General features: G+C 34.3%; 13 protein-coding genes and 1 tRNA gene. 10 read left to right on the top strand and 4 right to left on the bottom strand.

All coding sequences use genetic code 11. The features are described from left to right. Window positions 1-377: 377 nt before the first annotated feature. The 5 genes from IGJ27_RS05095 (at window position 378) to IGJ27_RS05115 (ending at window position 5133) form a co-directional block, all read left to right on the top strand. On the top strand, window positions 378-1850 hold the full coding sequence (locus IGJ27_RS05095; protein ID WP_010719424.1) for a helix-turn-helix domain-containing protein: 1473 nt from the start codon (window positions 378-380) through the stop codon (window positions 1848-1850). A gap of 247 nt (window positions 1851-2097) precedes the next feature. Next, window positions 2098-2436 carry an LPXTG cell wall anchor domain-containing protein gene (locus IGJ27_RS05100; protein ID WP_223603537.1) on the top strand — a complete coding sequence of 113 codons (339 nt, stop codon included), beginning with the start codon at window positions 2098-2100 and terminating at the stop codon, window positions 2434-2436. A 55-nt stretch (window positions 2437-2491) separates the two neighbouring features. Beyond that, window positions 2492-3121, top strand: a complete 630-nt coding sequence (locus IGJ27_RS05105) for a hypothetical protein (RefSeq protein ID WP_010737408.1) — start codon at window positions 2492-2494, stop codon at window positions 3119-3121. Window positions 3122-3425: 304 nt separating this feature from the next. Further along, window positions 3426-3932, top strand: a complete 507-nt coding sequence (locus IGJ27_RS05110; protein ID WP_010737409.1) for a hypothetical protein — start codon at window positions 3426-3428, stop codon at window positions 3930-3932. Window positions 3933-4314: 382 nt separating this feature from the next. Beyond that, on the top strand, window positions 4315-5133 hold the full coding sequence (locus IGJ27_RS05115; protein ID WP_374220323.1) for a plasmid recombination protein: 819 nt from the start codon (window positions 4315-4317) through the stop codon (window positions 5131-5133). A gap of 106 nt (window positions 5134-5239) precedes the next feature. Here the strand turns inward: IGJ27_RS05115 and IGJ27_RS05120 are convergent, their stop codons facing one another. From IGJ27_RS05120 to IGJ27_RS05130, 3 genes are all read right to left on the bottom strand, one after another. Then, entirely contained in the window at window positions 5240-5857 is a 618-nt protein-coding gene (locus IGJ27_RS05120) for a LysM peptidoglycan-binding domain-containing protein (RefSeq protein WP_010737411.1), read from the bottom strand. Window positions 5858-6212: 355 nt separating this feature from the next. Continuing rightward, complete coding sequence (locus IGJ27_RS05125) at window positions 6213-6422, bottom strand: DUF378 domain-containing protein (RefSeq protein ID WP_010719419.1); 210 nt, start codon at window positions 6420-6422, stop codon at window positions 6213-6215. A 623-nt stretch (window positions 6423-7045) separates the two neighbouring features. Then, window positions 7046-7128: transfer RNA gene (locus IGJ27_RS05130), tRNA-Leu, on the bottom strand. A gap of 68 nt (window positions 7129-7196) precedes the next feature. On the opposite strand from IGJ27_RS05130, the gene IGJ27_RS05135 reads away from it, so the two are divergent. The 4 genes from IGJ27_RS05135 (at window position 7197) to nagA (ending at window position 10985) form a co-directional block, all read left to right on the top strand. Further along, window positions 7197-7358 carry a hypothetical protein gene (locus tag IGJ27_RS05135; RefSeq protein WP_178306027.1) on the top strand — a complete coding sequence of 54 codons (162 nt, stop codon included), beginning with the start codon at window positions 7197-7199 and terminating at the stop codon, window positions 7356-7358. Window positions 7359-7501: 143 nt separating this feature from the next. Further along, complete coding sequence (locus IGJ27_RS05140; protein WP_010719417.1) at window positions 7502-8719, top strand: pyridoxal phosphate-dependent aminotransferase; 1218 nt, start codon at window positions 7502-7504, stop codon at window positions 8717-8719. A gap of 206 nt (window positions 8720-8925) precedes the next feature. After that, entirely contained in the window at window positions 8926-9762 is an 837-nt protein-coding gene (locus tag IGJ27_RS05145; RefSeq protein ID WP_010719416.1) for a helix-turn-helix domain-containing protein, read from the top strand. 74 nt (window positions 9763-9836) lie between these two features. Further along, window positions 9837-10985, top strand: coding sequence for an N-acetylglucosamine-6-phosphate deacetylase (gene nagA, locus IGJ27_RS05150; RefSeq protein WP_010719415.1), 1149 nt, complete (start codon window positions 9837-9839; stop codon window positions 10983-10985). A 164-nt stretch (window positions 10986-11149) separates the two neighbouring features. Here nagA and IGJ27_RS05155 read toward each other — a convergent pair whose 3' ends face one another. Beyond that, window positions 11150-11914 (bottom strand): DeoR/GlpR family DNA-binding transcription regulator, encoded by a 765-nt coding sequence (locus tag IGJ27_RS05155; RefSeq protein ID WP_178306026.1) that lies wholly within the window; start codon window positions 11912-11914, stop codon window positions 11150-11152. A gap of 217 nt (window positions 11915-12131) precedes the next feature. On the opposite strand from IGJ27_RS05155, the gene ulaG reads away from it, so the two are divergent. Beyond that, entirely contained in the window at window positions 12132-13199 is a 1068-nt protein-coding gene (ulaG, locus tag IGJ27_RS05160; RefSeq protein ID WP_010737415.1) for an L-ascorbate 6-phosphate lactonase, read from the top strand. Window positions 13200-13206: the final 7 nt, after the last annotated feature.

Here is a 13206-nt window from a genome sequence, read left to right on the forward strand (position 1 = left end):
AAAACAAGTTGAATATACATATTGAGAAAGAGGCTGAACGATACAGTAACAATCATAGTAGTATTTCCGAATGAACATCCAAAGAGCAGTTATCGTTACATTAACTATAAAAAAAGTAAGCGTGCTATTTAGTGAAAACGATTCTGTTTGTTGCATAGATCTACCTAGTAAAGGGACCCGAGATGAATGATTGTCTTTGGTCTCCTATTTTTTTACTTTGCATCACGAACAACTCAATGGATCGGTAGAAAAAATAAAAGATTATGAAAGATATTTTACCAAGGGCTCGGTATATTAAGGTTATTTTTAAAGATTGGGATATGCTAAAAATAAAACAAGGAGTATTTATCTGTTAGGAGAGGAGAGATGTAATAGAAATGAGAGAAATATTAGACGGTCGTTTGAGACGCCAATTGAATATTTTAGAAATCCTTTGGAATACGGAATGGATTACGACTGCGGAATTAGCTGAAAAAATTGATAGTTCAGAAAAAACCATTCGAAATGATCTATCTCAAGTCAACGAAATGATTGAGCCTCTATCAATTGAAACTTCTTTTAGAGCAGGAATCATTTTAAAGAAAGATATCACAACGCCTAAGTCATTTATCTATTCAAAAATTCTTGAAAAGAGTCTAGAATACACATTACTGGAAACGATTTTCCTAGGAAAAGTTACTTCTAAAGAAGAGCTTAGTGATTTGCTTTATATTTCAGAAACTCAGGTATCAAGGGTAATTAATCGAATCAATCAAGAAATCCGGTTTTTCGATTTTCAAATTACCAATCAAATCAAAATTATCGGAAACGAAGGGAATATCAGAGACTTCTTTTCAGTATATTTTTCTGAGAAATATCATTTGCCCGAAAAATTGATACAAAAAGAAGAAAGAAATTTGATTTCAGAGATCATTGATATATTCATCAAAGAAAATACGATATGGGCAATTGTGAACAATGACCATCATTTATTTTTGGGAAATTTAAAATTTCAATTGTATGTCTGTTTTACACGATTGAAGCAAGGCTATCAATTAGAAGTTAACGAGATACCTTTTCATTTTACACATCTAATGAACGAAAAAAAACTAGTAGAAAAAATACATAATGTCTTTGGCATCAAAAGTGTAAAAGAAAATCTTCAGCAATTATTTTATGAATTCCATCAGCCAATTAATCCAATCGCTCGCTTTCATTCAGAAGGAGTTGAAATCGATTCGGTCTCAATAAAGAAACAGATCGGCTATGTGATTACTTTGCTGGAAGAACGTTTTGGATTACTTTGCGAGAATCGAGATAAATTGATTCATGATATTTATTGGACGACCATGAGTTCGGTGCGACCTACTTATATTTTATACAATAAAAAAACGGATTTTTTTGAAAATACGTTGAAGGTAAGTCCTGAGTTAGTTACCGCATTAAGAGATGAATTTTTTGATATTTACTTTTCTCTTGGTAATCCATTTTTATCTTACTTAGATGAAATGATCCAGCAATCCATCTTCAAATTATTAACTTCTTGGTCTGAACTATGGGTACGCGTGAGAGAAAGTAAAGCAAGTATCAATGTAGCACTTTTATTGGATAGCTCTTACGATCATATGCGGATGCTCAAAGAGGAAATTCAATTTTATTTTAGACATAATATCAAAATTGAGATACTCGATCCTACTACTCAAATACAAAAGGGCTATTTACAAAAGTTCGATTGCCTTTTAACAGATGTATATTCGCCTGACCATTTCGGTATTCCAACGATTGGGATGTCTAGTTATTTTGATGAAGATATCATTAATAAATTAGTTGATTATTACCATATAAAAGTTAATTCCAGTATGGATAGTTAGTTTGCACTATGACTATAAATTTCGGAAAAGTTTCCGCTTATCAACTGATATGGCTAAAAATTAAGTATTATTTTTTAGATGTTCTAAGCTAATCATCTTTTTGTTACATAACAATTACTAATGGAAAAGGTATTTACCAATCTATCGGTAAAACTTGGTTTTCATTCTATTTTATTTTTACGGATAATATTATTGTGGAGGTTGCGTCGTTAAAGTATTGGAGGTGAAGAGCGAAATAAAAAGAGTGATGTATTATTTGATAGGTGTTTTAATGGTTAGTCTTTTCATTACAACAAACTGTCATGCACAAACCACAAATGAACAAACGATTCAAGTTGAAGCAATAATAGGAGTATGGGATGCGGACGCAGATGCCAGTACAATTGATAACGTAAGTGACGCAGGAACCAAAGAAAAAGCAACTATAACGATCACACCATCTGATTCAGGTTCTTCAAAAAAAGTGAGACTTCCACAAACTGGTGAACAATTGAGCGTTTATATGATGTTACTTGGAACAATTGTATCCCTTTTCTCAACGGTTATGTTGATTGAGCTCAATCGAGAAAAAAACTATATCATGTAATTTTATTTTTATGGAAATGTTGTGAGACGTTTTCAGCGAGGAGAGAGACAGAATAATGAAGAAGTTGACAAATGTGTTACTAGTATCATCTATTTTATTAGGTGGATTTGGGATTGGAACAATGAATGCAAGTGCAGAAACAGTTAAAGATAATGAATTAGGCTGGATTCCTGGATTAAGTGACCCTGAGGATGACAGCGCAACTATTCAAGGAAAAGATAATGCACAAATTGGAGTGGATGGCTGGATTGGTCCATGGGATCCGGTCGGACCGGAAGATGTATCTTATGTTGACATCACTGTACCTACAAAAGTACGTTATGCAAATGCGGTAACAGATGATGGCCAGCCACTTCCTAATATCTTATCACCTATTTATACCGTAACAAATAATTCTAGTGCACGTAGAGTCAAGATTGAAATATCAAAATTTGAAGAAAAAAGTCAATCGGGTGTAAGACAAGATTTATACTTTACGCCAACAAATGAAGCGGGCGTCCGTTTACAAAGTGTTGCGGGTCAATTTCTTAATAGCCCTACTTATTTAACAGAATTAGATAAATCTTCATCTAAAACGTTAAAATTCGAAGGAAAAATCGCTGAAGGATTTAAAGAAAATCAAGTGGTTAGACCAAGTTACGAAATAACGTTTAATTTCACTGCTTTAAAAGATACTGAATCATAAAAAAGCGTGATTTGTTTCATTTATATCATATATTATTGGAATTCCCAGCAGAATAAACAGGGAATTTCGCACATAGTAACAATGACATGACTGTCTTAGAATACCATTTAGCAGGATTCCAAATAGTTGGAGTTCTGCTAATCATTGAAAGTATAAACTGTTGGAACGAAAGAAACTAGTTGATCAACAAAAAAACTTGTGGATTGTTTGAAAAAAAATAAAAGTAAATGCTTAACGAATGATTTTTTTATCCATCTGGTTGAGACGATTTGTTTTTGATTTTATCAGAAAGGGAGATTTTTAAATGGCACATAAAGCAAAACAAAGAAAAAAAAGCACATATATCCTGATAACCTTCTCTGTAGTACTTTTGATATTGGGGATCAGTGGATACTTCTATTTTAATCAATCTCCCCCTCAAGTCGTTACAGGATTGCCAGATTTTGATGAGAACATCACTCAGTTGAATAATGGCGAATTATTAAAAAAGATGCAGGAAGAAGTCGATAAAGACAATGTTCGGATTGTATTGAAGCATGAAATCGAATTAAATAAAGAGGGAAAAGCCCACGTGGATGTACGTAATGTGGGTGTCAACTCCTATAATATACAAGTAGAATACTATTTAGCATCTAATCAAAAAAAATTATATGTTTCAGGATTGATTCCACCCAACAATGGGATTGAATCGGTTGCTTTCAAGAATATGCCTTCCTCGGGTACGCATGGCATAAAGATATATTATAAAGTATATGATGAAAAAGAACTAATCAATACAACAACCATTGATGGAACACTCCGTATTGATTAACGAATCATAGCTAGCATAATAAAAAATAGTTATTTAGAGGCGGGCCAAAGCTTGCTTTATTATCTTAGTTCACTCGAAAATTCACGAAGTAGGTTTTGTTTTAACTGGTTTACTTGGGATCCTTTAAAGAGGGTCCTTTTTTATTTCACTAAAAGTACATAATTACCAAGAAATAGGAATTTTTCGGTTTGTTTTTTCGGATAGAATTAACTAAACTTTAGATGAAAACGTTGTTTATTTACTTGTTTGAAAGATTCACATAGTAAGAAGAAAGTAAGGAGGCAGAACTATTAAATCAATCAAATTAGAAAAAACGGATTATCGATTTTATGAATTAGAACAAGTCCAAAGACATAATCAAAGAGAAATAGTTGAATCAAGTATTGTACAACCAGATAAAACATCTTTAAATTATGATGTTTTAAATAAGAAATTTATTGACTATAAAAAGATCATTAGAAAATATTTGACCCATTTATCTTCAACAAAATCGATTCATTCTAATTGGACAATATTAATTGAATGGCGAATCATCTTTAAAGAATCGGCATTAAAAAAATTATCAGTAAGAGAAACAAAACTATTTTTTTTACAAATTGTTCAAACCTTTCAAAAACTATACGGTCTATCGAATATCATTTATGCACATGTTCATTTTGATGAAGAGAAACCACACTTACATATTGGCCTAATACCCATGAAAGAAGGACGTCTCAATTCTGCTTATATTATGTCCAAATATAAAAACTGTGAAATAGAAACAGAATTACTCAAAAAGTTAGAAGCAGTTCTTCAACAAAATAAGACATCCATCTATCGAAAAAAATCGACAAATGATCATATGAAAGAACAATTGAATGCTGAGTATCAAGAATACAAAGAACTGTATACTAAATTACTTCACCACTCGTTGTTGCCTTCTGAGGTGGGGATGAAGAAACCAGGAAGAGAAACAGACAACTACTCAAATCATATGACAGACGAAAAGAGTAAAACAATAGACGAATTACATAAAGAAAACAATTATTTGAATTCATTAGTGAAACGATTGAAAGCAGAGAACAACTATTTATTGAACGTCATGAAAGAAACAAAAAATAATTTTGAGCAGTTAGACAAACACAACTGTTCAAAAAACACGATGAACGAACCACCATTTGCCAAACTGGAATTAGAAAATCGAAATTACCAAAAAAATTGACAGAAAGGATACCATTTCTGCCAATTTTTTTCATTTACGCTTTGCTTAGTAAAAAAAACGAAGATCCTAAAGAGGGACCTTCGCTTTTTAAACAAGCTATTTTATATTAGTACCAACCGTTTGCTTCCCAGAAAGATTTAGCTGCTTCCCATGAGCCGTAACGAGAAGATACGTATTGTTCAGCAACTCGTTCTTGGTTTGCTGCTGAATAGTCACCATTTAAGTAAGAAGAATCTAATTGGTAACGTCCGATGTAACGACCGTTTGTTGCTGTATAAGAACCGCTAGATTCTTTTTGAGCGATCCATTCTTTCGCTGAGCTTGTGTTTGTTGTTGCTGGTGTTGCTTGTGCCGCTGTTTGCGTTGCTTGAGCAACTGGTTGGGCAGGTGCTGCTTGTTGAACTGGTTCTTGCTTCACTGGTTGTTCAGCCACTGTTTTTGTTTGAGCAGGCGCTTGGTAAGCTGTTTGTGTTGTTGCTGCTTGTTCGCCTGTTGGGATTGTTAATTGTTGACCTGAATAAATCAAGTTGATGTTTGAGATTGAATTTTTTTCTGCAATAGTTTGGATCAAGGAGTTATCACCAACGTATTTTTGAGAAATCGTTGATAGCGTATCACCTGATTGAACGGTATAAGCTTCGTCCGCATGTGCAGATGTTCCCATAAAGAATAGTGCGCCGGCAGTCAAAGTTGTTCCTAATAGTAATGTTTTAAGTGATTTCATGTAAAAGCTCCTTCGTAAATTTAAAAATAGTTTTGTTGTGACCAACGAGGAATACTTTACCACGGGGATATATTTCATAGGTAATAGCTTTATGACAAATCTACCTTTTTTGTAATATTTGAAGTAACATATGTAATCGAAAGCGATTTCTTTGTCGTAAAATCAAGCATAATGTCTCTGAAAAGAGTAGCTGTCTAGTTATTAAGAAAAGGTTAATCTCACGTTTTTTTGTAGAAAAAATCTCTCTTTTGTCTCGAATAACGCTTACATGAATATAAATAAAAACAGTCATGAGCATACAAACTAACGCTCATGACTGTTTTATTTATATTAGGAACAGAGGATAATTAAAAAATTATCGTTCTACTCTATTTGTAATAAGTGGAAAGAATTTCAAACAATAAATAGCACAAATTCCTACAATAATATAGATCGCTTTAGCTAGAATTGTCGTAGATCCACCTGCAATAGTAGCAACTAAATCAAATTCTAATAAACCAACCAATAACCAATTTAATCCACCAACGATCAACAATGTTAAAGCAATAATGTCTAAAGTTTTCATTTGTTATTTCTCCTCTCCATATTTGACATACTCTAATTATAAACTAATTTTTATATTAGTACTAAAATACTGCTTAAGCTTATAAAATAAGGTTATAAGCTGGTAATGTCATCTTTATTTATAAGAATACGAGTTTGATGATGAGAAAAAAATGAAATATATAGGTCAAGAAAGAGAAATGTCCAATGGAAAGCAAAAGGATTCAAGAACTGTAAACAAGCGTTACACTATTTAAAAGAATCGATTGAATAAGAGTTCAATTATGGTTCCTAATATTCATCGTTCTCATAATTCTTTTACAGTATAGGTCATAGGTTGTAAGTATAAAAAATGATTAAGATGGGCAAAATAGAAGGCATGCAGATAAAACAATACTGATTTCATTGCTTAATCGTAATAAGGAGAAATAATCAAAAAAGCTATCTTATGAAACATAAGAAGGAACTGTCCATGGTAATCATTAGCAGTAAATTAACAGGAAGAGTAAAATAGAAAGAAGAATTTATGCGTAAAGTTATCAGAAGTCAGGTCGTTTAGTATAACGAACAGTAAGTTTATTAATAAGACGTGAATAAGAAAACAAAAAAACGTAGAGCACGGAATGCTCTACGACTAGTCATTGATGCAGACGATGGGATTTGAACCCACACGAGCGTACGCTCACAAGACCCTCAATCTTGCATGTCTGCCGTTCCATCACGTCTGCGTATAATAACAATAAATTAATGATAGCGAGTATTTCCGCAGATGTCAAGATGAAAAGGGAGAGAAAAAGTGGAAAAATATGATGGGGAGTTTTCTACCTTAGGAATGAGTGTTGGGCTAATTCTTGGTATTGTATTGAAAGATTTGTCTGCCGGAATTTTTTTGGGTGTTATTTGCGGAATTGCTATGGACTGGGGTGCGAATTTATTCAATGAATATCGACGGAAATGAGTTTGAAAACTAACTAAAATTTCTTATGGTTTTACTTAAAATTGTGGTAAATTTTAGAGGGATAGAGTATGATATTGAAAATAAGTAAAAAATAAAAAATCAGAAATTTCTGTTTATTTTGAAATGAGGGATTGGATAGCGTTATGAGAGAATTTGAAAAATCCAATAAACTAGAAGGCGTAAGCTACGACGTACGTGGACCTGTGTTAGAAGAAGCCGAACGTATGCAAGAAGAAGGGATCAGTATTTTAAAGTTAAATACTGGAAATCCTGCCCCCTTTGGATTTGAAGCGCCAAATGAAGTGATACGTGATTTGATTATGAATGCACGAGATTCAGAAGGCTATTCTGATTCTAAAGGCATTTTTTCAGCAAGAAAAGCGATTGAACAATATTGTCAAATCAAAAAGTTCCCCAATGTGACGATCAACGACATTTATACAGGGAATGGAGTCAGCGAACTGATCACAATGTGTATGCAAGGTCTACTTGACAATGGGGATGAGGTTTTAGTTCCGATGCCTGATTATCCATTATGGACGGCTTCAGTATCATTGGCTGGTGGAAAACCTGTTCATTATATATGTGACGAACAAGCAGAATGGTATCCTGATATTGATGACATTAAATCAAAAATAACGAGTAGAACAAAAGCAATCGTGATCATCAACCCTAATAATCCAACTGGAGCATTGTATCCAAAAGAGATTTTAGAGCAAATCGTGGAGATTGCTCGTCAAAATCAATTGATTATTTATTCTGATGAAATTTATGATCGTTTAGTCATGGATGGTTTAGAACATATTCCAATCGCTACCTTGGCACCAGATTTATTTGTCGTGACGTTGAACGGTTTATCTAAATCCCATCGTGTTGCAGGATTTCGTGTTGGCTGGATGGTGTTGAGTGGAGATAAATCACATGTTAAAGGCTATATTGAAGGATTGAACATGCTTTCTTCGATGCGTCTTTGTTCCAATGTATTGTCTCAGCAAATCATTCAGACGGCATTAGGTGGTTATCAAAGTGTGGATGAATTATTATTACCTGGTGGGCGTATTTATGAGCAACGAGAATTTATTTACAATGCCATTAATGACATTCCCGGCCTTTCTGCAGTAAAACCTAAAGCAGCGTTTTACATTTTTCCTAAGATTGATACGAAGCGTTTCAATATTTTAGATGACGAAAAGTTTGTTTTAGATTTCCTACATGAACATCATATCTTGCTGGTTCATGGTGGGGGATTTAATTGGCATCAACCGGATCATTTTAGAATCGTTTATTTACCAAAGATGGATGATCTGAAAACGACTGCTGTCAAAATGCGTGAATTTTTATCGACTTACCGACAAAAATAGCCTGTCATGGATGTTTTTACTCAAAAGAGCCGAACTCAAGTTTTGGCTCTTTTTGGTGTGAGAGATGAAATAATCACTAGCTAAATCAAAAATAAGGAAGGAAAAAAGTCGGACAAGTTTTTGATAGGACTTTTCTTGATGTTTCTTCTTCCGTAAAGTAAAATATTGGTATAATGCGAATACGCATATTTTGAAGGAGGATGCTTATGGAAACGTTGGTCGCTTCCTTTGGTACAATCATAAAAGAAATTCGAAAAGAACAGAAGATGACACAAAAAATGCTTTCGCAAGATATTTGTTCACAGAGTGTTTTAAGCAGAATTGAAAATAATGAAGAGCTACCAAATGTTGTTGTAATGGCACAAATTTGCCAACGTTTAGGCGTAACGATCGATCATGTCATGCGTTTATCTCATGGGAAAATTCGAGCGGTCTTAAAGAATTTTGAGTTAACAGACTTGTATTTTCAGCAACGAGATTATCGCAAGCTGGAACAAGTGTTAAAATCGCCAGAGGTTACAGAAAATTTGTACGAAGCTGCGGATTTTCAAAAATATTATTATTATTTAGGCGTCTGTGAATTTACATTACGAAAAAATATTACTCAAGCACTTAGTTATTTAAAAGAAGCGCTCTCCTATTCGACGTTAAAAGATCGAACACAAGTGACGGATGTTGAGATCCAGCTAGTCAGTTGCATTGGCAAAATCTATGGCGTAGCTGGCAAAACTGCGGAAGCTAGGTACTATTTAAGTCGTAGTATCCAACTCTTCCAAGAGACGATCCAAGATCGAACCAAAAGTGAGTTTACTCAAATTTTTTATAACTATGGAAGCTTTTTGTTGCACCAAGGAGAAATTGAACTATCTTTAGAACAAGTAAATCAAGGAATACGGTGGGCGCAAGATAAAAATAGTTATTATTACCTTAACGATTTATTTATTTTAAAGAGTTTGATTTATAAAAAGAAAGGTGAAATCAATAAAGCTCTCTTTTATGAAGAATTGGCACAATCAGTTAAAAAAATAGCAAAAAGTCTCTAAATGGTGTAGACCATTCTTGACTTATCTCCAAAATAAGAGTACCTTTAGGATAGAAAATCAAAGGAGAGAGAAGAATGAGAACTTTTATCTACGCAGACAAATTCTTTTTGTCATCCGGTGTCAAAAATGCAGGTTATCTTGAAATCACTGATGGTCTTTTTGGGGAGTATACCCAAAACACACCTGAAGGAGAAGTCAATATCATTGATCAAAGCGGAAAATGGATCGCTCCTGGTCTAGTTGATACGCATATTCATGGCTATATGAACCATGATGTGATGGATAATGATGCAGAAGGTGTGAAAGCAATGTCAGAAGGATTGCTTTCTTGTGGAGTAACATCGTTTTTACCAACTACTTTAACATCAAGTAAAGAACGTTTAAAAGATGTAGCTGAAACAATTGGAAAAATGTACCAAGAAGCTCCTGGAGCAAAAATTAAAGGAATCTATTTTGAAGGACCATTCTTTACGGAAGAACATAAAGGGGCGCAAAATCCAAGTTATTTTGGAGACCCTGATCTTGATACTTTCCATGAATGGCAAGAAGCTTCTGGCGGACTGATCAAAAAAATTGCCCTAGCCCCAGAACGAAAAGGCGTTGAAGAGTTTGTCAAACAAGTGACAGATGAAGGCGTGGTTGTTTCATTGGGTCATAGTAATGCGACGATCGATGAAGCACAAAAGGCAGTAGAAGCAGGTGCTAGTGTCTTTGTCCATGCGTATAATGGCATGCGTGGATTAAATCATCGTGAACCTGGAATGGTTGGTGCGCTACTATCGCTAGAACATGTTTTTTCAGAATTGATTTGTGATGGGCATCATGTTCATCCAAATGCTGCTCAAATTTTAATGGAAAAAGCAGGTCATGACCATGTGGCATTGATCACTGATTGCATGATGGCTGGTGGAATGCCTGATGGCAATTATAATTTAGGAGAATTTCCAGTGGTCGTGAAAGATGGAACTGCTCGCTTAGAATCAGGTAATTTAGCAGGAAGTATCTTGAAATTAAAAGAAGCAATCAAAAATGTAGTAGACTGGGGATTAGCTACACCTGAACAAGCTGTGATGATGGGAAGCTTAGTACCAGCAATCAGCTGCAAGATCGATGATACTTGTGGCAAGATCGCAAAAGGACGGGACGCTGATTTTATCGTATTGAATCCAGATATGACTTTAGAAGCAACATACCTAGATGGTGTAGAACGTTATCACGCTTAATAAAAAGACTGTTATTAAGTAAGTAAGAGCGAACCATCGCTGAAAGGCTGATTTGAAGAGCTTTGACTTAATGGATCAGGTCATTTTATTTGAACATCATTCGTAAATAAGCAAAAGCCGATGTGGTTGGGACAGAACCTTGTTCCATTCACACCGGCTTTTTTTTAACTGATTTGGATGACTTTCACCCCAACATTTTTGATTTCAGCAATTACTTTTTCAGAACAAAACTTGTCAGTAATCAAATAATCAAAAACAGAAATATCTGCAATTTTAAATTTTGATGTTAAACCAATTTTACGATGATCAGCAACTAGAATTTTACATTTAAACGTTTGACGAATCATCATTTCATTGATCGTTGATTCATTGAGAATTTTAGTTGTTACGCCATTATCGATCGACACACCACTGCAACCAATGATACAGACATCAGCATTCATTGAAGAAATGGTATTTAATGCGATATCACCCACTAATGCTTCTTTTGGAAAGCGCATCTCACCTCCAGTCAAGATATAATTGCAGTTTTCTTTATGAGGGGAGTAAGTGATTTTTACGTTATTTGTGACAATTGTCAGGTGATTGGCACGTACATATTCAACCACTTTAAGTGCAGTAGAACTAGAATTAATGAATACGGTATCATAATCATTGATGTATTTACAAGCTTCACGAGCGATTGATTGTTTTAGTCGTTCTGGTCCAGATTGATCAAAGTCTGTACGATTATCATAATTATAAGAACAATACCCGTAATTGCGAATGATCTCATTTTTTTCTTCTAATAAATTTAGGTCTCTGCGTATTGTACTAATAGAGACTTTTAAAGATTCAGCTAACTCATATGTTGTCATTTGCTCTTTTTGTTGTAATCGCTCCAAAATATCCTTTTGACGCTTCTCAATATTGACAATGGAATTTTTCATTATTTACCCTCCTATTTGTTGCCTATGTATATGATTTTTATCGCTTCAAAGATTCATATAAAGTTTATTAACTATATATATCATACTAAAAAAATCATTTAACTTACAAAAACGATCATATAAATAACAAACAGTCATATAAAAGGGTTTTCATGTTTGTCGTTGCATATTATGATTTAGATATCAACAAAAGAAAGTTCTTGAGAGGAGAATTACAATGAGCAAACATGTCAATGATGTCACAAAAGAAAATTGGGTTTTAGAAACATTTCCTGAATGGGGTACCTACTTGAATGAAGAGATCGAAACAGAAGAAGTAAAAGAAGGAACGGTTGCGATGTGGTGGTTAGGTTGTACCGGGATTTGGTTAAAGACGCATAAAGGGACAAATATTTTGTGTGATTTATGGTGTGGGACAGGTAAACGTAGTCATGGAAATGGGATGATGAAAAAAGGGCATCAGATGATGCGAATGAGTGGGGTTCAAAAAATGCAACCGAACTTGCGGACGCAACCTTTTGTGATTGACCCTTTTGAAATGAAAAGTGTAAACGCTTTAGTTGTCACGCATATCCATTCGGATCATTTGGATATCAATACAGCAGCTGCTGTTCATCAAAATTGTCCGAATGCAAAATTCATTGGTCCTCAAGAAGTAGTAAATACTTGGTTGAACTGGGGAATTCCAAAAGAGAAAACGATAATCGTCAAACCAGGAGATGAAGTCAAAATTGAGGATGTAACTATCGTTGCTTTAGAAGCATTTGACCGTACAGCATTAGTCACTTGTGAAGATCCAGAGGAAACTTTAAAAGGGAAAATACCTCAAGAAATGGATGAGATCGCTGTGAATTATCTATTTGAAACATCGGGTGGAAATATTTATCATGCTGGAGACTCTCATTATTCTAATATGTTTGCGAAACATGGGAACGAACATACTATTGATGTTTGCCTAGGTGCATATGGTGAAAATCCACGAGGTATCACGGATAAAGTGACTTCTGTCGATATGTTGCGAATGGCTGAGTCATTAAAGGCTAAAGTAGTCATCCCTGTTCATTATGATATCTGGGCAAATTTTATGGCTGATCCAAAAGAAATTACCGAAATATGGAAGTTTAAAAAGGATCGCTTGAAGTACGATTTTAAACCATATATCTGGCAGGTAGGAGGCAAGTTTACCTATCCAACGAACAAAGACGACCTAGAATTTAATTTCTACCGTGGTTTTGAGGATGTATTTTCTGTAGAAAACGATACACCATTCCCGTCATTCTTATAGAAAAGAG

The sequence above is a fragment of the Enterococcus sp. DIV1726a genome, from assembly GCF_051710985.1.
Taxonomy (GTDB): domain Bacteria; phylum Bacillota; class Bacilli; order Lactobacillales; family Enterococcaceae; genus Enterococcus_B; species Enterococcus_B hirae.

Coding starts and splice junctions, on each gene's coding strand:
- IGJ27_RS05095 (WP_010719424.1), top strand. CDS start 378: ATGAGAGAAATATTAGACGGTCGTTTGAGACGCCAATTGAATATTTTA.
- IGJ27_RS05100 (WP_223603537.1), top strand. CDS start 2,098: ATGTATTATTTGATAGGTGTTTTAATGGTTAGTCTTTTCATTACAACA.
- IGJ27_RS05105 (WP_010737408.1), top strand. CDS start 2,492: ATGAAGAAGTTGACAAATGTGTTACTAGTATCATCTATTTTATTAGGT.
- IGJ27_RS05110 (WP_010737409.1), top strand. CDS start 3,426: ATGGCACATAAAGCAAAACAAAGAAAAAAAAGCACATATATCCTGATA.
- IGJ27_RS05120 (WP_010737411.1), bottom strand. CDS start 5,857: ATGAAATCACTTAAAACATTACTATTAGGAACAACTTTGACTGCCGGC.
- IGJ27_RS05125 (WP_010719419.1), bottom strand. CDS start 6,422: ATGAAAACTTTAGACATTATTGCTTTAACATTGTTGATCGTTGGTGGA.
- IGJ27_RS05140 (WP_010719417.1), top strand. CDS start 7,502: ATGAGAGAATTTGAAAAATCCAATAAACTAGAAGGCGTAAGCTACGAC.
- IGJ27_RS05145 (WP_010719416.1), top strand. CDS start 8,926: ATGGAAACGTTGGTCGCTTCCTTTGGTACAATCATAAAAGAAATTCGA.
- nagA (WP_010719415.1), top strand. CDS start 9,837: ATGAGAACTTTTATCTACGCAGACAAATTCTTTTTGTCATCCGGTGTC.
- IGJ27_RS05155 (WP_178306026.1), bottom strand. CDS start 11,914: ATGAAAAATTCCATTGTCAATATTGAGAAGCGTCAAAAGGATATTTTG.
- ulaG (WP_010737415.1), top strand. CDS start 12,132: ATGAGCAAACATGTCAATGATGTCACAAAAGAAAATTGGGTTTTAGAA.